Origin of the sequence: Kribbella sp. NPDC003505, assembly GCF_040610875.1 — a bacterium.
In the GTDB taxonomy this organism is placed as follows: domain Bacteria; phylum Actinomycetota; class Actinomycetes; order Propionibacteriales; family Kribbellaceae; genus Kribbella.
The window spans coordinates 359118-381051 of record NZ_JBEXNA010000005.1 but is presented as its reverse complement, the minus strand read 5'-3'; the positions used below and the strand labels follow the sequence as shown (position 1 = coordinate 381051).

The 21934-nt window shown below is 69.4% G+C and carries 19 protein-coding genes and 1 riboswitch; of the genes, 11 read left to right on the top strand and 8 right to left on the bottom strand.

The window, feature by feature from the left end; genetic code table 11:
* Positions 1-21 precede the first annotated feature (21 nt).
* Complete coding sequence (locus ABZX12_RS19745) at positions 22-3615, bottom strand: hydantoinase B/oxoprolinase family protein (protein ID WP_355694953.1); 3594 nt, start codon at positions 3613-3615, stop codon at positions 22-24.
* 119 nt (positions 3616-3734) lie between these two features.
* Here ABZX12_RS19745 and ABZX12_RS19740 point away from each other — a divergent pair, with 119 nt between their 5' ends.
* The 3 genes from ABZX12_RS19740 (at position 3735) to ABZX12_RS19730 (ending at position 6372) form a co-directional block, all read left to right on the top strand.
* Entirely contained in the window at positions 3735-4484 is a 750-nt protein-coding gene (locus ABZX12_RS19740; RefSeq protein ID WP_355694952.1) for a GntR family transcriptional regulator, read from the top strand.
* A gap of 42 nt (positions 4485-4526) precedes the next feature.
* Positions 4527-5957 carry an aminopeptidase P family protein gene (locus ABZX12_RS19735; RefSeq protein ID WP_355694950.1) on the top strand — a complete coding sequence of 477 codons (1431 nt, stop codon included), beginning with the start codon at positions 4527-4529 and terminating at the stop codon, positions 5955-5957.
* 187 nt (positions 5958-6144) lie between these two features.
* A complete protein-coding gene (locus ABZX12_RS19730) occupies positions 6145-6372 on the top strand; it encodes a hypothetical protein (protein WP_355694948.1) in 228 nt (75 codons plus the stop codon).
* 4 nt (positions 6373-6376) lie between these two features.
* Here ABZX12_RS19730 and ABZX12_RS19725 read toward each other — a convergent pair whose 3' ends face one another.
* The gene (locus ABZX12_RS19725; RefSeq protein WP_355694946.1) at positions 6377-7783 is read right to left on the bottom strand and encodes an alpha/beta fold hydrolase; all 1407 of its coding nucleotides are present in this window, start codon (positions 7781-7783) and stop codon (positions 6377-6379) included.
* Positions 7784-7881: 98 nt separating this feature from the next.
* Here ABZX12_RS19725 and ABZX12_RS19720 point away from each other — a divergent pair, with 98 nt between their 5' ends.
* Together ABZX12_RS19720 and ABZX12_RS19715 are read left to right on the top strand one after the other, a co-directional pair.
* Positions 7882-8235: a DUF3817 domain-containing protein gene (locus tag ABZX12_RS19720; RefSeq protein WP_355694945.1), complete on the top strand. Its 354-nt coding sequence runs from the start codon at positions 7882-7884 to the stop codon at positions 8233-8235.
* Positions 8233-8325: riboswitch (glycine riboswitch) on the top strand. Its footprint overlaps the gene before it by 3 nt.
* 80 nt (positions 8326-8405) lie before the next feature.
* Entirely contained in the window at positions 8406-9779 is a 1374-nt protein-coding gene (locus ABZX12_RS19715; protein WP_355694944.1) for an L-serine ammonia-lyase, read from the top strand.
* A 34-nt stretch (positions 9780-9813) separates the two neighbouring features.
* On the opposite strand, the gene ABZX12_RS19710 is transcribed toward ABZX12_RS19715, so the two are convergent.
* The gene (locus ABZX12_RS19710) at positions 9814-10506 is read right to left on the bottom strand and encodes an SDR family NAD(P)-dependent oxidoreductase (protein ID WP_355694942.1); all 693 of its coding nucleotides are present in this window, start codon (positions 10504-10506) and stop codon (positions 9814-9816) included.
* A gap of 102 nt (positions 10507-10608) precedes the next feature.
* Between ABZX12_RS19710 and ABZX12_RS19705 the strand changes: the two genes are divergently transcribed.
* Positions 10609-11439 carry a helix-turn-helix transcriptional regulator gene (locus ABZX12_RS19705; protein WP_355694940.1) on the top strand — a complete coding sequence of 277 codons (831 nt, stop codon included), beginning with the start codon at positions 10609-10611 and terminating at the stop codon, positions 11437-11439.
* Here ABZX12_RS19705 and ABZX12_RS19700 read toward each other — a convergent pair.
* Positions 11432-12109 (bottom strand): alpha/beta hydrolase, encoded by a 678-nt coding sequence (locus ABZX12_RS19700; RefSeq protein WP_355694939.1) that lies wholly within the window; start codon positions 12107-12109, stop codon positions 11432-11434. The genes ABZX12_RS19705 and ABZX12_RS19700 overlap by 8 nt on opposite strands.
* 179 nt (positions 12110-12288) lie before the next feature.
* Between ABZX12_RS19700 and ABZX12_RS19695 the strand changes: the two genes are divergently transcribed.
* The 3 genes from ABZX12_RS19695 to ABZX12_RS19685 all read left to right on the top strand — a co-directional run bounded on the left by ABZX12_RS19695 (position 12289) and on the right by ABZX12_RS19685 (position 13704).
* Entirely contained in the window at positions 12289-12933 is a 645-nt protein-coding gene (locus ABZX12_RS19695) for a hypothetical protein (RefSeq protein WP_355694937.1), read from the top strand.
* Positions 12934-13036: 103 nt separating this feature from the next.
* A complete protein-coding gene (locus tag ABZX12_RS19690) occupies positions 13037-13273 on the top strand; it encodes a ribbon-helix-helix domain-containing protein (protein ID WP_355694936.1) in 237 nt (78 codons plus the stop codon).
* Entirely contained in the window at positions 13270-13704 is a 435-nt protein-coding gene (locus ABZX12_RS19685) for a PIN domain-containing protein (protein ID WP_355694934.1), read from the top strand. The genes ABZX12_RS19690 and ABZX12_RS19685 overlap by 4 nt, the downstream gene beginning before the upstream one ends.
* A gap of 7 nt (positions 13705-13711) precedes the next feature.
* Here the strand turns inward: ABZX12_RS19685 and ABZX12_RS19680 are convergent, their stop codons facing one another.
* Together ABZX12_RS19680 and lysX are read right to left on the bottom strand one after the other, a co-directional pair.
* Entirely contained in the window at positions 13712-14629 is a 918-nt protein-coding gene (locus ABZX12_RS19680; RefSeq protein ID WP_355694932.1) for a hypothetical protein, read from the bottom strand.
* A 47-nt stretch (positions 14630-14676) separates the two neighbouring features.
* The gene (lysX, locus tag ABZX12_RS19675) at positions 14677-18033 is read right to left on the bottom strand and encodes a bifunctional lysylphosphatidylglycerol synthetase/lysine--tRNA ligase LysX (RefSeq protein WP_355694930.1); all 3357 of its coding nucleotides are present in this window, start codon (positions 18031-18033) and stop codon (positions 14677-14679) included.
* Between the two features lie 108 nt (positions 18034-18141).
* Between lysX and ABZX12_RS19670 the strand changes: the two genes are divergently transcribed.
* Both ABZX12_RS19670 and ABZX12_RS19665 read left to right on the top strand, forming a co-directional pair.
* Entirely contained in the window at positions 18142-18816 is a 675-nt protein-coding gene (locus ABZX12_RS19670; RefSeq protein ID WP_355694928.1) for a DUF998 domain-containing protein, read from the top strand.
* A complete protein-coding gene (locus ABZX12_RS19665; protein WP_355694926.1) occupies positions 18813-19574 on the top strand; it encodes an alpha/beta fold hydrolase in 762 nt (253 codons plus the stop codon). Before ABZX12_RS19670 ends, ABZX12_RS19665 begins: the two co-directional genes overlap by 4 nt.
* A gap of 5 nt (positions 19575-19579) precedes the next feature.
* Here the strand turns inward: ABZX12_RS19665 and ABZX12_RS19660 are convergent, their stop codons facing one another.
* Entirely contained in the window at positions 19580-20134 is a 555-nt protein-coding gene (locus ABZX12_RS19660; RefSeq protein ID WP_355694924.1) for a hypothetical protein, read from the bottom strand.
* 439 nt (positions 20135-20573) lie between these two features.
* On the bottom strand, positions 20574-21803 hold the full coding sequence (locus tag ABZX12_RS19655) for an ROK family transcriptional regulator (RefSeq protein ID WP_355694922.1): 1230 nt from the start codon (positions 21801-21803) through the stop codon (positions 20574-20576).
* Positions 21804-21934 lie beyond the last annotated feature (131 nt).

Genomic DNA, 21934 nt, shown 5'->3' with positions numbered 1-21934 from the left:
GGCTGCCCTGGGCCGGCGAGTTCAGCTGGACGGTGGGCCGTAGCCGCCGCCTCCGGGGGTCTCGATGACGAAGATGTCGCCGGCGGACAACTGAACGGAGTCGCAGCCGTCCATCTCGGTCACGGTGCCGTCCGTGCGTTCGATCCATTGGTGACCGAGGCTCCCGGGGTGGCCGCCGGCCATTCCGTACGGCGGTACGCGGCGGTGGCTGGCGAGCGTGGTGACGGTCATCGGCTCCAGGAAGCGGAGCATGCGGCGGCCGCCGTCGCCGCCGCGCCACCGGCCGTCGCCTCCGCTGCCCTCGCGGATCTCGAAGCTCTCCAGCCGGACCGGATACCGCCACTCCAGCACCTCGGGATCGGTGAGCCGTGAGTTCGTCATGTGGGTCTGCACCACGTCGGCGCCGTCGAAGCCTTCGCCGGCGCCGGAGCCACTGGCCACCGTCTCGTAGTACTGGTAGCGCTCGTTGCCGAACGTCACGTTGTTCATGGTCCCGGACCCCTCCGCCTGGACGCCGAGCGCGGCGTACAACGCGCCGGTGACTGCCTGCGAGACCTCGACGTTGCCGGCGGCAACCGCCGCGGGGTACTCCGGCGACAGCATCGAGCCCGGTGGGATGATCACCCGCAGCGGCTCCAGACAGCCCGAATTCAGGGGGATCTCGTCGTCGACCAGCGTGCGGAACACATACAGCACTGCAGCCATCACGACCGACGACGGCGCGTTGCCGTTGTTCGGTTGCTGTGCGGAGGTGCCGGTGAAGTCGATCTCGGCGGTGCGCGCGCCGGCATCCACGCGGACCGACACCTCGATCCGCGCACCCGAGTCGAGCTCGTAGCTGTACCGGCCGTCCCGGAGCGTCGGAATGACCCGCTGGACTGCTTCGGTGGCGTTGCGGCGGACGTGTTCCATGTACGCCGACACGACGTCGAGTCCGAAGTGGTCGACCATTGCGAGCAGCTCGTCGACGCCCTTCTCGTTGGCCGCGACCTGAGCGCGCAGATCGGCGATGTTCGTCGTCGGATTGCGTGACGGGTACGCCGCGGAGCCGAGCAGCTCGATGGTTTCGGGCTCTCGCAGGACACCGCCGGAGACGAGCAGCCAGTTGTCGATCAGCACCCCTTCCTCGTCGATGTGGGTGCTGTTCGCGGGCATCGATCCCGGCGTGATCCCGCCGATCTCCGCATGATGGCCGCGGGAGGCGACGTAGAACAGGATCTCCCGTCCGGCCCGGTCGAAGACCGGGGTCACCACCGTGACGTCGGGAAGGTGGGTGCCGCCGCGGTACGGGTTGTTGAGCACGTAGGTGTCGCCCGGCGCCATCCGTCCGGCGTTACCGGCAATGACCATCCTGATGCTTTCGCCCATCGAACCGAGATGGACGGGGATGTGCGGGGCGTTCGCGATCAGGTTGCCCTCGGCATCGAACAGTGCGCAGGAGAAGTCCAGGCGCTCCTTGATGTTGACCGACTGCGAGGTGCTCTGGAGCCGCACACCCATCTGCTCGGCGATCGACATGAACAGGTTGTTGAAGATCTCCAGCATCACGGGGTCGGCCTCGGTCCCGATCGCCCGCTGGACCGGCCGGGCGGTCACCCGGCGCAACAGCAGGTGGCCGAGGTCGTTCACTTCGGCACGCCAGCCAGGCTCGACCACGGTCGTCGCGTTGTCCTCGGCGATGACGGCCGGCCCGTCCACGGCGTCGCCGGGAACGATATCGGCGCGTCGGTAGAGGTTCACGTCCGTCCATGAGCCGGCCGAGAACATCGGCACGCTCGCTACCGCCTGCAGAGCGCTGTCCTCGCGGGTCCGCCGGTCCCAGGTCGCCGCACTGTCTCCGGCCGCGCCCAGCAGTTCGAGCGACACCGCTTCGACGACAATCTGCTTGCCGGGCATCAAGAACGAGAACCGTCGGCGATAGGCGGTCTCGAACTCCGTCACCATCGCCTGCACGGTGCCGGTCGACACGGCCACCGCCGTGTCGGTGCCGTCGTAGCGCAGCAAGGCCCGGCGGATCGCGGTGATCCGTTCGGCCGGGACGCCTTCGCGCTCGAGTTCGGCGGCGGCGTCGGCCTGGAGTTCGTCGAGGACCTTCGAGAGCTCCGGGAGTACGGCGTCGGTCAGGGGCGCCTCGACCGCCCGCTCGCGGAGGGCCGCGACGTCGGCGAGCCCCATGCCGTAGGCCGACAGAACCCCGGCGAGCGGGTGGATCAGTACTTCGGTCATGCCCAGCGCATCGGCGACGGCGCACGCGTGCTGACCGCCCGCGCCGCCGAAGGTCGCCAGCACGTACCGGGTGACGTCGTACCCGCGCTGGACCGAGATCTTCTTGATCGCGTTCGCCATGTTCGCGACCGCGATGTCGGCGAACCCGGCCGCAACCTGTTCGGGGCTCCGGCCGTCGGCGATCGCGTCGGCCAGCTCGGCGAACTTCCGGCGTACGACGTCCGCGTCGAGGGGCTGATCGCCGTGGTCGCCGAAGACCGCGGGGAAGAAGTCCGGCTGGATCCTGCCGAGCATGACGTTCGCGTCGGTGACCGTGAGCGGACCGCCCTTGCGGTACGACGCCGGCCCGGGATCCGCGCCTGCCGAGTCCGGCCCCACCCGGTACCGGCTGCCGTCGAAGGTGAGGATCGATCCGCCGCCGGCCGCCACCGTGTGAATGCTCATCATCGGCGCCCGCATCCGGACCCCGGCGACAAGGGTCTCCAGCTCGCGCTCGAACTCACCCGCGTAGTGCGACACGTCGGTGGACGTGCCGCCCATGTCGAATCCGATCACTCGGTCGAACCCGGCCGCCGTGGTGGTGCGCGCCATCCCCACGACGCCGCCGGCGGGGCCGGACAGGATCGCGTCCTTGCCGCGGAACAGATGTGCTTCGGTCAGACCGCCGTTGGACTGCATGAACATCACCCGTACGCCGTCCAGCTCGGCCGCCACCTGATCCACGTACCGGCGCAGGATCGGCGAGAGGTAGGCGTCGACGACCGTGGTGTCACCTCGCGACACGAGCTTCATCAACGGGCTGCACTCATGGGACAGCGAGACCTGGGTGAAGCCGATCCGTCGCGCGATCTCCCCGATCGCCACCTCGTGCCGGGTGTGGCGGTACCCGTGGACGCAAACCACGGCGACTGATCGCAAGCCGTCGTCGTACGCCTGCTGTAGGTCCCGTGCCACTGCTTGCTCGTCGAGCGTGACGACGACCTCGCCGTCCGCCGCAACGCGCTCGTCCGCTTCGATCACCCGCGAGTAGACCAGCTCGGGCAGCACGATCTCGCGGGCGAAGATCCGCGGGCGGTTCTGGTACGCGATCCTGGGTGCGTCCCGAAATCCCTTGGTGATGACAAGCGCCGTCGGCTCACCCTTGCGCTCGAGCAGGGCGTTGGTGGCAACGGTCGTACCCATCTTGACCACGTCGATCCGGTCGGTCGGCAGGCGCTCGCCGGCGGGCACACCGAGGAGCTGCCGGATCCCCTCGACGGCTGCGTCCCGGTAGCGGCCGGGGTTCTCGGAAAGCAGCTTGTGGGCGACCACCGTGCCGTCGGGCCGCCGGGCGACGACGTCGGTGAACGTGCCGCCACGATCGATCCAGAACTCCCACTTCGCTGCCACCCGATCCCGCCTCTCGCCTGCGTTCCGTGTCATCGAGACTAGGAATTGTTCAACAATCCTGCAAGAGCTTCGTTCGACAAGAGTTCCCCGCTGCGCGCGGCGTGGGCGATGATGCGGGGGTGGGTACGGGCGAGACGGAAGACGACGGCCGGCAGGCCTGGCTGCGAAGGGTCGCGGCCGACGTGGCGCGGCTGGATCGCAGCAGCTCGGCCGAGCGCGCGGCCGACATCCTCCGTCGCAGTATCACCGAGGGTGCCCTGCCGCCCGGTGCGCAGCTGTCCGAGATCGAGCTGACCGAGGTTCTGGAGATCAGCCGGAACACACTGCGGGAGGCTTTCCGGCTGCTCACTCACGAAGGACTGCTGGTCTACAAGCTGCACCGCGGGGTGTTCGTCCCGGAGCTGGACGAGCATGACGTGGTCGACCTGTACCGGCTCCGCCGGGTGCTCGAGGTGGACGTCGTACGGGCGTTGGGTGAGCGCGATCCAGAGGTGCCAGCGAGTCGGCTCGAGCCGTTGCTGGACGATGTCGAGGCAGCCGAGGCGGCCGCGCTGGCGGATCGCTGGCCGGCGGCCGGCACCGCGAACATGCGGTTCCACGAGCACCTGATCGGGCTCGCCGACAGCGCCAGGCTGAACGCGATCACCAGTCAGCTGCTGGCCGAGTTGCGGCTGGTCTTTCAGGTGATCGCGACGCCGCGGGAGCTGCACGAGCCGTATATCGTGCGGAACCGCACGCTGTTCGAGCTGTTGGAGGCCCGCAAGTACGAGCAGGCCGCCGCGGACCTGCACCAGTACCTGCTCGACTCCGAGGCCGGCATCCTCGCCGCGTTCCGGGATAAGGGCTTGCGCGGCCCCGCGCGGACCTGAGTTGATGAGCTCACACCGACAGCTGTAAGGGGAGCTCAGCTCATGACCGATGACGCCCGGACCGACCAGACGCCGAAGTCCTACCGCCCGATCGACGCCAAGGGGTTCTGGGAGTTCGTCTCTCGCGGCTGGGGGCCGGTGGACCGCTCGGTGACAGTGCCGGAGGGGCTCGCCGAGGCGGCCGCGGAGCATCGGCGCAAGCTCGCCGCCGCGCTGCCCGGACGCCGGATCGCGCTCGCGGCCGGCCGGGCGCCGGTCCGGTCGAACGACACCGACTACCCGTTCCGCGCCGACAGCGACTTCGTCTGGCTGACCGGCTGCCAGGCCGAAGGCGCCGTCCTGGTCATCTCCGGGGACGGCGACGCGACGCTCTACCTGCGCGAGACGGCCGGGCCGGACGAGGCGGACTTCTTCGCGAACGCGCGCGACGGTGAGCTGTGGATCGGCCCGGTGCCGGGCCTGAAGGACTGGTCGGACGCGCTGCAGATCGCCTGCCGCCCGATCGAGGAACTGCCCGCGGCGGTGCGCGGCGCGGTCCCGTTCATGCTGTCGGTGCCGGGCGTCGAACCGATGCTGGACGCCCTGGTGCGGACCTCGCCGACCGACGGCAACGCGTTGCGCCAGACGCTCGCCGAACTGCGCCGGATCAAGGACGACTGGGAGCTCGACCAGCTACGGGAAGCGGTCGCGGCCAGCGTGCTCGCGTTCGGTGACGTGGCGCGGGAGCTGCCCGAGGCGATCCGCGGCGGCGGCGAACGCTGGCTGCAGGGCACCTTCGATCGCCGCGCGCGGACCGCGGGCAACGGCGTCGGTTACGCGTCGATCGTTGCCGCTGGCAAGCACGCTCCGGTGCTGCACTGGGTCCGCAACGACGGCCCGGTCAACGAGGGCGACGTGATCCTGCTGGACGCCGGCGTCGAGACCCGCACCCTCTACACCGCGGACGTGACCCGGACCTTCCCCGCCACCGGCGAGTTCACGGCGGCCCAGCGGCAGGTGCACGACCTGGTGCACAAGGCGCAGCTCGCGTCGCTCGAGGCCGTCAAGGTCGGTGCGCCGTACCGCGCCTTCCAGTACGAGGCGCTGCGGGTGCTGGCCGAAGGGCTGCGTGACTGGGGTCTGCTGGACGCGTCGATCGACGAACTGCTCGGCCCGGACGGGCAGCAGCACCGGCGGTACATCGTCTGCGGGACCGGGCACTACATCGGCCTCGACGTGCACGACTGCGACGCGTCCCGGCCGGAGGCGTACTTCGCCGGCACCATCGAGGCCGGGATGGCGCTCGCGGTCGAGCCCGGCCTGTACTTCCACCCCAACGACGAGACCGTCCCGCCGGAGCTGCGCGGCATCGGCATCCGGATCGAGGACAACGTCGTGGTCCATCCCGACCGCCTGGAGATCCTCACCGCGGACCTGCCGATCACCACCGACGGTCTCGAGCAGTGGACCCGGTCGCAGCTCGCAGCGAAGTAATCAAAATTACTCGTCACGGCCAGTAACGTTCGCCGCGGCAGCCCCGATGTAGCAGGCGGGGGAGGGTCGAACTCGGCCGGCGTGTGGGAGTGGGGGGCCTCTGATCACACGCCAGGCCGAGTCGGCCCTGGACTGGGGCCGAAAAAGGGGGGAACCCAGGGTCCGCTGGGTACGGGGGAGTTACATCATGAACCTGCGTGTGCGAGTAGTGAACTGCGGCAGCCGGCACTGGTACGCCGACATCGACGACGCCGACGATCCGCAACCGGACGACCCGTTCTGGTACGTCGACAACTGCCGGACCCAGGCGCAGGCGCTGGAGAGCGCCTGCACCGAGCTCCGGCTGATGGCGGGGCGACTGGTCCGCGGCGATCACCTGGACCGGGTCCTCGAAGTGACCGGCGTTCCCGTCTGACCCGCTACCCGGCAGGTGGTACGGCGGCGCAGCTGCTGCCGCGCTCGGGCACGTCCTTCGCGATCAGGTAGTCGTCGACTGCGCTCTGCATGCACGGGCTCTTCGTGTAGCTGCCGTGCCCCCAGCCCTGGTAGGTCAGCAGTACGCCGTTCCGCCCGAGCTGGCGCTCCACGCTCTGTGCGAACGAGTAGCCGGTCGCCGGGTCGTGGATCGCGTTGGCGAGAAGTACCGATGTCTTGAGCCCACGTACCTTCAGCCGGTGCTGCGGGTTGTTCGCGGGCGGAGAGCCGAGACAGATCGACACTGCCATGAGCTGACCGGGATAGCGCAGGTCCTGGTTGTTGCGGGCGAGCCGCTGGAGGTGTGCGGCGTACTCGCGGTAGTCCCGAACCGGCAGGTTCCAGTCCTGGCAGAAAACGGCCAGCGGGTACGCACCGGTCTGCGTGGGCTTCGGGGGAGTCACACCGGCCTTCAGCAGCTCGGCCAGCGCAGTCCACTTCGGTTCGTAGAGCGCCCGGAACACCGAGTAGCTCAAGATGAACGGATCCGGCGACTTCGCCAGCAGCTCAGCCCAGCGCGCATGGATGTCGGTGCCGTGCAGTGCACAGCTCGTCGTTGCGTCGCACCACTTCACGAACTCGTCGAACGAGTCCTGTCCCGCGGCTGCCTGCGCGTCCAGGAAGTCACGCGTCGTGGCGGAGCTGTGGTCGATGACGCTCTCCAGCACCATCGCGCGGACGCGGTGCGGGTACGTCGCGGCGTACTGCGCTCCGAGCAGGGTCCCGTACGAGCTGCCGTGGAACGAGATCGTGGACTCGCCGAGCGCCCGCCGTACGGCGTCGACGTCGCGCACCGTCTGCCAGGTGTCGATGTGGTCGTACAGCGGGCCGGTGTGTTCACGGCAGTCCGTGGCGAGCTGCCGGTTGTAGTTGATGGTGGCGGTGAACTCGGCCGCGCTCCTGATGATCGGCGACGGCTGTTTGTTCAGCAGATCGGCGGAGCACTTCACCGGGTTGCTGCGCGCCACACCGCGCGGGTCGAAGCTGACGATGTCGAAACGGTCCTGCAGGTCCGTGCTGAACCGGTCGATTCCCGTCTTGATCCGGTCGACCCCGGAATCACCCGGGCCGCCCGGGCCGAACACGAGCACCCCGACCCGCTCGCTCGGCTCCGATGCCTTTCTCCGGGCCAGTGCGAGGCCGAAGGTGGGCCCGTCCGGGTTCCGCCAGTCGACAGGCAGTTGCAAGGTCGCGCACTGCGAGCCCTCCACCGCCGCGGGATCGTCCTTGCCCTCAGGTTGGCAGTCGGCCCAGTGCAGCGGCGGGCTGGTCGCGGAGGCGGTGGCCGTCAGCCCGGCGCCGCCGACGCCGAGTACTACCGCGCCGGCCAGGGCGCGTCGGATGAACGTCATGCCGCCGATCCTTCGGGCAATCGCTTGCTGGCGGCATCCGGGACGAGCCCCGCGTGACCCCGATCACGGCTTGGGGGCCTTGTTAGGGTCGGTCGTTGATGAGTACCAAACATGCGGCGTGGTTCCGGACGGTGGCGATCGCCGAGGCGATCTCGTGGACCGGACTGCTGATCGGGATGCTGTTCAAGTACGTGCTGTCCGACAACGAGATCGGGGTCAAGATCTTCGGGCCGATCCACGGCGGCATCTTCGTCGGCTACGTGGTCACCGTGCTCGCCGTGCGCGGGCCGTTGCGCTGGTCCTGGCCGGTGACGCTGGCCGCGCTGGCGGCAAGCGTTCCCCCGTTGTTCACCTGGTTCTTCGAGATCTGGGCGGTCCGCACCGGCCGGATTGACGCGGCCCGGCGGACCCCCGTACCGTCCGAGGCGTCAGTCAACTCAACAGCCGCATGAACCCGTGCGGGAGAGACCCGGACACGAACCGGGCGCCGTAGGAGCAACTCTCCCCAAGAATCTCTCAGGCACCTTCACCGCGCGGGCGAGGCACCTCTGGAGGACGCCCAGTCCAACAGAGCGGGGAGGACACCAAACGGTCAACGGCGACCGGAAGGAACCTCCACACGATGGCGATCAGCGTCTTCGACCTGTTCAGTATCGGGATCGGCCCGTCGAGCTCCCACACCGTGGGACCGATGCGCGCCGCCCGGACCTTCGCGCTCGGCCTGGCCGACGACGGCCTGCTGGCCGCGACGACGACCGTCGAGGCCCAGCTGTTCGGCTCGCTCGGCGCCACCGGGCACGGCCACGGCAGCAACAAGGCCGTCCTGCTCGGGCTCGAGGGGGCCGACCCGGAGACCGTGGTCACGCACTCGGTCGACGCCCGCGTCGAGACGATCCGCGAGCGCGGCCGGATCCTGCTGGCCGGCACCCACGAGATCGCGTTCGACGAGAACACCGACCTGCTGATGCACCGCCGCAAGGCCCTCCCGTACCACCCGAACGGGATGATCTTCGTGGCCCGCGATGCGACCGGCGCGGTGCTGCGGGAACGCACCTACTACTCGGTCGGCGGCGGGTTCGTCGTCGACCAGAACGCCGCCGCGGGGGACCGGATCGTGCCGGACACCACCCCGCTGAAGTATCCGTTCACGACCGGCGCGGAGCTGCTCGAGCGGTGCCGGGAGTCGCAGCTGTCGATCAGCGAGGTGATGCTCGCGAACGAGCTCGCCTGGCGCACCGAGGAGGAGGTCCGCGACGGCCTGCTGCACATCTGGCAGGTGATGCAGGACTGCGTCCGGGAGGGCTGCGAGACCGAGGGCATCCTGCCCGGCGGGCTGAAGGTGCCGCGCCGGGCGCACGCCCTGCACAAGAAGCTCAGCCAGGACCCGTGGTCGGTCGACCCGCTCAAGGTGATGGACTGGGTGAACCTGTTCGCGCTCGCCGTCAACGAGCAGAACGCCTCCGGCGGCCGGATCGTCACCGCCCCGACCAACGGCGCCGCCGGCATCATCCCGGCCGTGCTGCACTACTACCGGCGCTTCGTGCCCGGGGCGACCGAGGACGGCGCGGTCCGGTTCCTGCTGACGGCCGGCGCGATCGGCGTGCTCTACAAGGAGAACGCGTCGATCTCCGGCGCCGAGGTCGGCTGCCAGGGCGAGGTCGGGTCCGCCTGCTCGATGGCCGCGGCCGGTCTCTGCGAGGTGCTCGGCGGGACGCCGCAGCAGGTCGAGAACGCAGCCGAGATCGCGATGGAGCACAACCTCGGCCTGACCTGCGACCCGGTCGGCGGCCTGGTGCAGATCCCGTGCATCGAGCGGAACGCGATGGCCTCGGTGAAGGCGATCAACGCGGCCCGGATGGCGATGCACGGCGACGGCGTGCACGTGGTCACCCTCGACAAGGTCATCAAGACCATGCGCGAGACCGGCGCGGACATGAAGATCAAGTACAAGGAGACCTCCCGCGGCGGTCTCGCGGTCAACGTCATCGAGTGCTGATCACTCTCTGATCACCCCTTGATCACCCCTTTGATCACCAGGGGATGGTTCCGTGCAGGCTCAGGTACTCCGCGGTCGGCCCGTCCTTGTCGATCATGGCGAGCCGGACGATGATCTCTGCGCCCTCCTCGACGGTCTGGTAGCCGGTGCGGCCGTTGAAGTCGGTGGCGGTGTAGCCCGGGTCGACGGTGTTGATCCGCAGGTTCGGCAGCTGCTTCGCGTACTGCACCGTCAGCATGTTGAGCGCCGCCTTCGAGGCGCCGTACGCCGGGGCCGGCACCCACACCGGCACCGTGTCGATCGCGTCCGCCTGCACCGCGGCGGCGATCGAGCCGAGCCCGCTGGACACGTTCACGATCACCGGGTCGGCGCTGCGCTCGAGCAGCGGCAGGAACCGGTGGATCATCCGCACCGGCCCGTAGACGTTCAGGTCGAACACCTGATGGAACTCGTCGGCAGTCAGGTCCCGGGCCTCCTTGAACGGACCGGGGATGCCGGCGTTGTTGATCAGTACGTCGAGCTCGGTGAGCTGTTCCGCGGCGGCGTCGACCGACTCGTCGCTGGTGACGTCCAGCGGGAGGTAGTGCGCGCCGAGTTCGTCCGCGGCCTGCTTGCCGCGCTGGGGATCCCGGGCGCCGACGTACACGGTGTGGCCGGCCTCGACCAGCCGGCGGGCGGTTTCGTAGCCGAGGCCTCGGTTGGCCCCGGTGATGAGTGTTGTGGTCATGGCCCCACCCTCGCGCCGGCGTTCCGGGGCAGGTAGTGCCCGCGATGTCCTAGGGAACGGCAGTACCAGGCTGAACCGCCGCCGGCCCGCGATACTGGGGACATGGGTGAGCTCGGCAGGACGTTGCACGCATGGCGCGACCGGGTGACGCCCGCGGAGGCCGGGCTGCCGTCGGGCGGGAAGCGCCGGGCGCCGGGGCTGCGCCGCGAGGAGCTGGCGCAGCTCGCCGGGTTGTCGGTCGACTACGTCGTGCGGCTGGAGCAGGGCCGCTCGGAGTCGCCGTCGGTCCAGGTGCTGACCGCGCTGGCCCGGGCGCTGCGGTTGTCCGAGGCCGAGCGCAACCATCTGTTCGTGCTCGCGGGCGAGGTCGAGCCGTCGCCCGGCCGCATCTCGGCGTACATTCCGCCGGGCGTGCAACGGATCGTCGACCAGCTCGAGGGTGCGCCGCTGTGCGTCTGTGACGCCGCCTGGACGATCATCAGCTGGAACCCGCTGTTCGCTGCGCTGATCGGCGATCCGTCGCCCTGGCAGGGCCGCTGGCGGAACATCATCTACCGGCAGTTCGCGTCAACTGGCGACCGCGTCGTGCAGACCCCCGACCAGCGGCGGGCCTTCCGGGTGGCGATGGTCACCGACCTGCGCGTCTCCCTCGCCCGCTATCCGCACGACCCAGAGCTGACAGGGCTGATCGAGGAGCTCCGGACCGGGTACGACGAGTTCGCCCAGCTGTGGGACCAGTCGGTCGTCGGCTTCCACCAGACCGAGCAGAAAACCATCCGGCATCCCGAGGTCGGCACGCTCGTCATCGACTGCGACGTGCTCGCCGTCCCGGGCAGCGACCTGCGCATCGTCGTCTACACGGCCGCGCCGAACAGCGAGGCGGCCGAGAAGCTCCGCCTGCTGTCGGTCATCGGCCTGCAGGCGCTCACCTGAGCAGGGCCGCCACCGCCGTTGGGTCCTCGACCTGGGCGTTGTGACCGAGGCCGGGCAGCGTGACGACCTGGTCGTGCAGGGCGTGCAGCTCGGCGTCGCTGTTCATCGGGTCGCCTTCGCCGCGTGCGAGCACCAGCTCGGCCTGACTCGCCGCGATCAGCGCGGGCATGTCCGGCGCGCCGACACCGAAGGTCCCGGGGTCCATGGCCAGGCGCCAGCGTCCGTCCCGCTCCAGCAGGCCGTGGTCCACGACGGCGTCGGCAGGGTCCACGAGTCCGGCGAGGCCGGAGACCTTCAGGAAACGCGCGGCTGCCTCGTCGCGGGTGCCGAACCAGGCGACCGGCTTCTGCGCCAGGGCGGTCGCGCGCCCCAAGTCGTCGGCTGTCCAGCTCACTTTCACTCCGAGCGCGACGACCCGGGTGACCGTCACGTCGTACCGTCCGCTCGCCAGCTCGAGTGCGATCACGCCGCCGAGCGAATGGCCGAGCACGACGATGTCCCGGCGTACCGGAAGATCCGCGGCGATCGCCGCTGCCAGGGCGGCGAAGGTGTACGACGGGAGCGGGGCGGCCGTGCCGTGGCCGGGAAGGTCCGGCGCGTACTTGCCGGGCGGCCAGGTGTCCCAGACCCGACCGTTGGCTCCGAGACCGTGCAGCAGCACCAGATTCATGAGAGCAGGCTGGCAGATGAATTCGGATATCGCCGGGCAGATCGGCGCGTTGTCAGCTAACGCACCGCATTCCTACGCATGCGTAAGTGGTTCAGAATTACTAAACTATTGAGTTTCTCGGTGGAATTTCTTCCACCTACTGTTTGAAACTACTCGGCAACCGATACCCTCCGGGACTTGTGAATCCAATTTCTGCCACGGCTTCCCGCCGTCCGCCCTGGCAGAACCCGCGACGTCGCCGCCAGGTCGCAGCCGGCGCCGGCCTCCTGCTGTTCTGCTACCTCGCGCTTGTCCTCGTCGCCCTGCTCGGCGGCCCGCGGATCGGTGCGGGCTTCCTGCCGTTGCCCGGCGGCGGACCCGAGCCGGCCGCGCCGATCGCCGGCCCGCAGCCGGGCGAGCCGACGCAGAACGTCGCCGTGCTCCCGCCCCACACCAGCACGACCCCGGCCGCCACGCCCGGCGTCACGCCGCCGGCGCCGACGCCGTTGCCGAGCGCAACCAAGACGGGCGAGGTCCAGGTGCCGGTCGGTCTCGGCACGCCGTACCCCACGGTCGCCGCGGGCACGCCGACGCCGCAGATCGTGCAGACCACCGAGCCGACCGTCCCGGTCGCGACGAAACGGCCGCCGACAGTACCGACCGCGCCGCCGTCCACCGACCCGACCACGACGCCGACCAGCCGTCCGAGCACGTCGACGAGCCCGACGGCATCCCCGACCAGCACGACGCCGAGCACTCCGCCGTCGACACCTGACAACCCCGACCAACCCTCCGGGGGCCTCGGCGGCATCCTCGGCCACCTGCTCGACAAGCTCGGCCTCTAGGTCCTGTCTGGTAATCCATCGCCTACTGCGGGGCACTCGTCGCTACGGCGCCGAATTACCAGACAGGACCTAGCCGCGGATGTACGTGTGTTAGGGTTGGTACATGTCGATGAAGCGCACCAATGTGTACGCCGATCCCGAGGATCTGGCGCTGATCAAGGACGCCTCTCGGCGGCGGGGAATTCCTGAGGCCGAAATCATCCGCGAGGGTATCCATCTGGCCGCGATGGCGAACCGGGTGTGGGACGAGCCGCTCGACTGGCCGACGTTCGACGGCATCGGCGAGCCGGTGACGAAGGACGAGATTCGCGACGTGGTCGCGCGCCGTACCGACCGGTGATCGTCGTCGCCGACACGTCCGGCATCATCGCGGCCTTCGATCGCAACGCACCGGAAGGTCCCTCCTGTAGGAAGTTGCTGCAAGAAGCCGGGACAGTCGTCCTGTCGCCGCTTGTCCTCGCGGAGGTGGATCACCTGGCCCGAGCTCGGCTCGGTGCGGCTGCGCGCTCGACGATCCTCGAGTTGTTGACCACCCAGGTGCGACGGATGCGGTTCCAAATTCCGGACGTCGGCGCAGAGACCTTGGCGGCTGCTCTGGCCGTGATGAGCAGGTACGCCGATCTGGATCTCGATCTCGCCGACGCGGTCACCGTGGCGGTGGCTGCCGATTACCGGACTGATGCGGTTCTGACGCTCGATCGGCGCGACTTTCGGGCGGTGCGGCCGCTGACTCCGCACAAGGCGTTCAGGGTGTTTCCGGACGACCTCTGAGTCCCGCTCAGTAGGCCTCGACCTCGGTGGTGTCGGCGTTGCCGCCCGGCCGGGGCTGGAGGTTGACCTGCCAGGCCTGGTTCTTGCCGAAGGTCTGGTCGAACTTCTTGAACGTGCAGTCCGCGAGGAACCTGCGGTGGTCGGCGTCCCAGTCCGTGCCGCTCTTGAAATACAGGCGGTACGCGCCGGAGATCCGGTTCACGGTCGCCGACCCGGTCGCCCGGAGGTAGACCATCACCTGTGGACTGCCGGGTGGCTGCCCGCCGCCGACGATCGAGATCGCCACGTCCTTCGACGTACCGTTGGTGATCTTGAGCCGGCCGATTCCGTTCGCACCCCGCCGTACCAGCACGTCGCCGTTGTCGGGCCGTGTCTGTTCCGGCGCCGGACCCGGATCGGGGAGCGTCTTGCCGAAGGTCAGCCGGAGCCGCTGCAACTGGACGAGCGCGGCGTCGAGGTCGGTACGCAACTGTCGCTGCACCTTCTGCGAGGTGTGCGCGGCGCCGCCGCAGCGCGCGTCCTCCTCGGTCTTCTGCGCCGAACTCGTCAGCCGCGTCGCCGCCACGCCGATGCGTTCCTGCAGCAGGGCGTGGGCGCCGGACAGCCGCGACGTGACCGTCAGCGCGGCGAGCCGGATCCCGACCGTGTTGAGCGACACCGCGAGGGTGCTCATCGCCTCGCTCAGACCCTCGGCCGTCCGGACCCGGGTCAGTGCCCGCGCCGGACCGGCCAGCACCTGGTCGATGCGGGTCAGCTCGGCCTGGTAAGCCGCCGCATCCAGCGGACCGGCGGTCGGTACCGAGGACGCCGGCGCGGGCACGGCGCTGTTGGAAGCCGACGTGCCAGGGCTCGGCGCGGCCTCCGGCTTCCCGCCGCAGCCCGCAACCAGACACACCCCGATACAGAGCGCAAGCCAGCGCTTCATCCCACCCCCAGGGTCTCCCCGACCCGTGAGCTGTCCAGGGTAAGGCATCAGTCCCGTGGTGCGGGACGGACGAACGGAAACGCCAGCGTGCTGCGGATGTTCTGGCCGGTGAGCATCATCATCACCCGGTCGACGCCGATGCCCAGACCGCCGGTCGGCGGCATCGCGTACTCCAGTGCCGACAGGAAATCCTCGTCCAGCGACATCGCCTCGGGATCGCCCGCGGCGGCCTTCAGCGACTGCTCGGTGAGGCGGCGACGTTGCTCGACCGGGTCGACGAGTTCGGAGTACGCCGTCCCGATCTCGGCCCCGAACGCGACCAGGTCCCAGCGCTCGGCGAGGCGCGGATTCGTGCGGTGATTACGGGTCAGCGGCGACGTCTCGAGCGGGAAGTCGGTGTAGAACGTCGGCAGCGTCGTGGTCGGCTCGACGAGTTCGTCGTAGAGCTCGAGCACGAGTTCGCCGGCCGACATCTCGAAGGTCGTGTGGACGTCGTGCTTCGCGCACAGCTCGCGGAGTCGTTCGACGGACGTCTCCGAGTCGATCGCCGTACCCGCCGCCCGGCCGACCGCGTCGTGGACCGTGACGACCGGCCACTCCCCGGAGATGTCGAGCTCCTCGCCGTCGCGGCGGACGACGGGCTTGCCGTACACCGCGGTGGCGGCCTCGATCAGCAGCTCGCGGGTGAGCTCGCGCATCACGTGATAGTCGGCGTACGGCTGGTAGGCCTCGACCGAGGTGAACTCCGGGTTGTGGGTCGCATCCGCGCCCTCGTTGCGGAAGTTCCGGTTCAGCTCGAAGATCTTGCCCATCCCGCCGACGGTCAGCCGCTTCAGGAACAGCTCCGGCGCGATCCGCAGGAACAGCTCGGTGTCGTAGGCGTTGATGTGCGTGACGAACGGCCGTGCGTTCGCGCCGCCGTGCACGGCCTGCAGCATCGGCGTCTCCACCTCGATGAACCCGCGGTTCTCGAACCCGTTGCGCAGCGCGCGGACGGCGGCGCTGCGCTGCTGCATCATCCGCAGCGAGTCCGGGTTCATCACCAGGTCGAGGTGCCGCTGCCGGACCCGCGCCTCGGGATCGGTGAAACCCTTCCGCTTGTCCGGCAACGGGTGCAGGCACTTCGCCGCCATCACCCAGTCCGTCGCCGCGACCGACAGCTCACCGCGGCGGCTGGTCACGACCTCGCCGGTCACGCTCACGTGGTCGCCGATGTCGACGAGCCGCCGCCACCGGTCCAGCGGTACGTCGCCGCACGACGCGGCGGTGAGCATCACCTGCAGCTGGGTGAGCCCGTCCTGCAACTGGGCGAACGCGAGGCCGCCGTGGTTCCGCATCCGCAGCACGCGGCCGGTCACGGACACGGTGTGGCCGGTGTGGCGGTCCGGCGGCAGGTTCGGGTACCGCTCCCGGACCTGCTCCAGGGTCTCCGTCCGCGGCACCTCGACCGGGTACGGGTCGATGCCCGCGGCAACGAGCTCGGCGAGCTTCGTCCGGCGGATCTGCTCCTGTTCGGTGAGCTTGCGGGTCGGCAGCGCCGGCCGCAGCAACTCCTCTTCCTGTTCGTGGACGGCGGTCGCGAACGCGCGGCCGTCCGCGGCCATGATCGCGTGCCGCTCGGCCGTCTCGACGCTGTCGACACGGGTCCACGGCCGCGGCGCGGGCAGGAAGCCCTCCGCGGTACCGGCCGCGAACACGACCTGGGCGAGCGACGCACCGCGTGAGTAGCACATCAGCCGCGGCGACCAGCGCGGCAGGTACTTCTCGTTCGACTGATAGAGACTTTCCAGCTGCCAGAAGCGTGAACCGGCGGTCAGCAACGCGTTCGTGAGCCGCAGCACCGGCCCGGCGCCGACCCGCTCGGCGTCGCTGAAGATCTCCCGGAACATCGCGAAGTTCAGCGAGATCCGGTGCACGCCGAGATCGCCGCAGGCGTCGACCAGCGACGTCACCATGAACTCCATCAAGCCGTTCACGGACTCGGGATCGCGCCGCATCAGGTCCAGCGACACGCCCCGGACACCCCACGGAGCGAACGAGAGCAGTCCGCGGACGGCGCCTTCGGCGTCCCGTGCGATCACCATCACGCAGCGCGCGTCGGTCGGATCGCCGAGCCTGCCGAGCGCCATCGAGAACCCGCGCTCGGTCCGCGCCCCGCGCCACTGCTCGGCGAGCTGGACGTACTGCGCCAAGGCCTCGGGCGACAGGTCCCCGTGCCGCACGACCTCGGCGTGGTACCCGGCCCGCTGGACCCGCGTCACCGCCTGCCGCACCGGCCGCATCGTCCGGCCCTCGAGCGTGAAGTCCGCGACGTCGATGATCGCCTCGTCACCCATCGACAACGCGCGCAGCCCGGCGTCGACGTACGCCTGGGCCGCCTCCTCGCTCGCCGACAGGACGGCCGGCGACCAGCCGTACCGGCGGGCCTCGGTCAGCCAGCTCTGGATCGCCGCGGGCCAGGCGACCGGATCGCCCAGCGGATCCCCGCTGGCCAGGCTGACGCCGTTCACCACCCGGTACGCGATCGCGGCGTCGTTGCCCGGTGCGAACACGACGGCCTTGTCCCGGCGCGTCGCGAAGTACCCGAGCGAGTCCCGCTCGCCGTGCAGCAGGAGCAGACGCCGTACCTCGAGCTCCTCGGGCTGGGTCAGGTACCGGACGCGCTGAACCGAGCGGAGGAAGATCCAGAACGCGATCACCAGCGAGGCCGCCGAGATCGCGCCGACGGTCAGGCCGATCCAGCCGTGGCCCTCGTGCCCGCCCATCTTGCTGCGGGACTGACCGAGCGCGGCGATCACCGCCCAGCCGATCTTCTGCCGCTGCCCGCTGAGCGTGCGCGGGAAGAGCTGCGTGAGCGTGATGCTGACCGCGATCGAGATCAGCATGCCGAACACCAGCGCGCCGATGGCGAGCCGCCGGCTACCGGGCGCGAGCCGGGCCGGGAACGCGCCCCGGATCTTCCACAGCAGGACGACGATCGCGGCCACCACGATCGCCTGGACGATGCCCCATTCCAGATCCTGGACACTGGCCGGACCGAAGTCGCGCAGCAGGTCCGCGTCGGTCGGGTTGGCGAGCCGGACGCTGGTGAACGCGATCCCGGCGACCTGGGCAAGGAACCAGAGCGCCTCGAAGACCCACAGCACCCAGAGCAGCGCGGCTCGCTTCCCGCGCAGCAACGCGCTGCCGACCACCGCGAGGTAGACCGCGGAGAAGATCGTGTGCCCGGCCGGGATCCCGACGAAGTCGAACGCGAAGTCGACGTGCTTGACGAATATCGGGGCGGCGACGTGCAACGGGATGGCGATGAACGACCACACCGAGGCAAGCACGACGACGCGGCCCACCCAGACCGCGGCCCGGTGCTGCCACGCCGGGATCACTGCTGCTTGTTCCGACCGCACCAGCCGATCATCCCACTAGTTCGCTGTGACTTCGGTCGACCTAGCACTACCTCGACAGTACAGCTGACGCCACAGTCAATACTTAGGTTGACATGCCACGGTGTAGCCATGGCCGCCCTTCCTTACCGTCTCATCCGCAACCTGATGCTCGCTGCCGGTGTGCTGTACTGCAGCCTGCTGCTGGAGGCGGCGGCCGGTTTTCCGCTCGACGTCCAGCACTCGTTCCTCAGTGAGTTGGGCGCCCGGGACCAGCCCACGAGTTTGTACGCACGGGCCATGGACTTGGCGACGGGCGTGTTGCTGCTGGTCGCCGTACTGCTGGCCAGACCGGCAGCGCGGTTCCGGTGGGAAGTGACCGGTCTGCTGACCGGTACGGCGGTCTTCGGCCTCGGCACACTGTTCGACTCCTTCTCGCCGATGGACTGCGCACCGTCCGCCAGCGCCGCGTGCCGCGCAGCTGAGGCGAACGGCCAGGTAGGGATAGCACTGGTCCTGCACGAGGTGACCTCGACACTCGCAGGCCTCGGCAGCATCGTCATGGGCGTCTTCGCGGTCCTGGTCCTCCGCCGGTCCGGCTGGGGCCGAGCCCGAGGCAAGGTGGTCGGCGTACTCGCTCTTGGGGTCGTAGTGACGCAGACCTGGCTCGGCCTGCAGACCGGCTACGACGTCGTCACCGGCAACGACCTGCACGCCCCAGGCATCCTCCAACGCGTAGCGATACTGCTCGTCTGCGTAATGCTGGGGACATTGCTACCAGGTCTGAGGCACGCTTTACCCCGATGACCGTGACGTGGATCGTGGTGCCTGGCCTGGCTGAGACTCCGGAGGAGTTCGGTCGGGTGGTCGAGTTGTTGCCGGGGGAGGACGTTCGCGTCATCGATCCGTGGCGGACGCCGATCTCGTCCGACGTGGACGCGTTGCGCGCGGCGGCCGGCGTACAGCCGGGCGCGGAGATCGGGTTGGTCGGGCACTCGATCGGTGGACTGGCCGTACTGCGGTGGGCGCTGACGCGGCCGCACGAGGTGACCAGGTTGGTGCTGGTCGACACCAGCCTCACGTCGGAGACCGGGCTGCGCGCCTTCTATCCCGGGAAGCAGGGGGACCGGGCGATGCGTGCGGTGGCCCGCTTCTTGGGGCGGGCCGGCGTACCGCGGTTGCTGGGTCCGGCCGTGCGGCGGTTGATCGTGCGACTCGGCAGCATGTCGAACCAGGATCTGTTGTCGAAGGCAACAGCCAGAGCACGGTACGGCGGAGACACGTCGTGGCTGCTGTTCTGGGACGAACTGGCCGGCAGCTGGGAACTGGCAGCGGAGGTCGCCAAACTGGTGGCAGGCCCCGCAGCAGCCATAGCCCCCACCACCTTGCTGGTAGCCACCGGCGGCACCTCCCGCTTCACCGCCAACCGCTGGCTAGCCGGCCAACAACGCCTGGCCAACCACCTGGCCGGAACCGTACAAGTCCTCCCCGACTCAGCCCACCTGGTCCACCTGGACCGCCCTGACGCCATCGCCGCCGCCGTTTCCGGGGTAGATCGGCCCTAGTGACGTCAGAGTCGCGGGCGCCTTTGCTCGATGCCGCCAGGTGTCGGTAGGTAGGTCTCGAGGGTGATTCGGTCGTCGTTCAGTGCGCCCACTCGCTCGCTCCATGCCGCACTCTTTTCCTGCGGAACGACAAGCACGACCCGGTTCTTCTCGGGGTCCCAACCGCCACCAAGTCCAGTGCGGGTGCCGGTCCGTCTGGAGTACGTCGTCAGGCCCGGCGCCCACTCCTCCACAGTGGAGAACAGCCGGGCGGCCAGCTCCTCCAGTTCGGACCGCGAGTAACGGACCGATCGGAACTCGACGCTGAAGCCTTTGGCCATCAATCCGTCAGCCGCGGTCAGAACCGACGCCTTCACACCTTCGACGATCGCCGAAGTCCCGTCGACACGACCGACAAGGCGGACGATCACCTTCTTGCCGTCCACATCCCACGCGAGGCCGCCATCTGCCACTGGGCCTTTCGAGAGCAGGCCGGCGACCGCGTCGATCTCTGTTTGCAGGTCCGCACTGCCAGTGATGTCCAGCGGTCGAGCCTGGTTTGGGAGCGCCTTGCTGGCCATGTACTCAATTGCACTAGGTCCATGGACGGTCTGCAACAAGGCAGGCGTCGATCAGTCGCGCCTGTGCTCGCCCATGTGCGCCCCTTTCGCTGGGGGCCAAGGGCGACGTACGATTAGTCCACTGAAACAGTCGTGGCAGTCATCATCTGTAGTGGATGGGCACAATGAGTGAGCGCATAGCGGCAAGCCTTCGGTGGAAGTGGTGGCTTGATGATGTTCAGGGGCGTTGGCGTCTGGTTCACCGGCTCTACCTGAACCGCGCCTACGGCTGGCACCGGCGATGATCGTCATTACCTGTGCGGCCTGTGACCGGCGCATGTTGCTGCCGATGAGCATGGTGACGGGCCTGGACCGCCGGGTGGATCTGGGGGGCAGGTGTTGTACGAGCTCGCCTACACCTGCCGGTGCGGCGCGCCCGATACCAAGCTGGTGAAAGGGCCTAAGTAGTGCTGGTCATTGCCGGTGTCGGGAGCTTGCGCTGCCAGACCTCGTCGAGGGCCATGCGCATTGCGCCGGTCACCACCGCGTCCTCGGCCAGTGCGGAGAGCTCCAGCTTCGGGTGGTTGAGAGTCAGCAGGCGCAGCTGGTCCGAGATGGCGTCCAGCAGTACGGCGCCGGCGCGCGCGACACCGCCGCCGATCACGACGGCTGTCGGGTCGAGCACGAGGACGGACGGGGCCAACGCCCGCGCGAACGCCCGAGCGACCTGCTGTACGACGGCCTGTGCCACCGGGTCACGCTCCGCCGCCGCGGCGAACACGTCCGCGGTGTCGAGCTGCTCGCCGCCGAGCTCGGCCAGTCGCGACTGCGGGTTGTCGAGCGCGGCCTGACGACCGAGCGCCGCGATCGCCTCGGAGCCGACCGCGCGCTCCAGCGGGCCGCGGCTGTCGTCGGGGTTGATCACGTCGTCGGGGCCGGTGGCGATGAAGCCGATCTCACCGGCCGCGCCGGTGCCGCGGTGCAGCCGGCCGTCGATCACGATGCCGGCGCCGAGACGCTCACCCCACTGGACCGCCAGCAGGGTGCCGGTCCCGCCGCGCGCGGCCGCGATCGCCAGCGCGGCGAGGTTCGCGTCGTTGTCGAGCATGACCGGGCAGTCGAGCAGGCCGCGGACGTGCTTGATCAGGTCGATCGCCGACCAGCCCGGCACGCTCGGCACCAGCTGGACCCGGCCGGTGTGCTCGTCCACGATGCCCGGGCTCGCCGCCACTGCGGCGGCGATGTCCTCGGCCGGTACTTCGGCCTCCGCGAGCGCCTCGTTGATCACCTCGCTGATGACCCCGAGGAGTTCCTGCGCGGTCCAGCCGGGCCCGGAGCGCCGTACCAGCGACAGCTTGCGACCGGCCAAATCGGACACGCCGACGGTGACGCGGTGCGGGCCGACGTCGAGACCGAGCACCGGAGCGGCGCGCCCGCGCAGCGAGACCCGGATGGCCGGGCGGCCGAGCGAGCGGTCCGCGGAGTCGGGGCCGTGCTGCTGCAGCCAGCCGGCGTCGAGCAGCTCGTCGACGGCCTGGGCGACCGTCGGTCTCGCCAGACCGGTGCGTTCGACCAGTTCGGCGACGCGCAGCGGTGCGGGCGCGGATCGGCGGACCGCATCCAGGACCGAGGCGACATTGATCCGCCGCAGCATCGTCGTACCGCCGCCGCCGACCGTTCCCTTGCTCATGTCCGACCCCTTGCCTGCCACTCGCACAGTATAGATAGCGAGCGTTCGTAAATACTGTCCATTGCGCGCGCCGACTGGCGGACACCGGTGCGTGAGTCGACAACTATCACCCGAGAGGTCCCGGAGCGTCC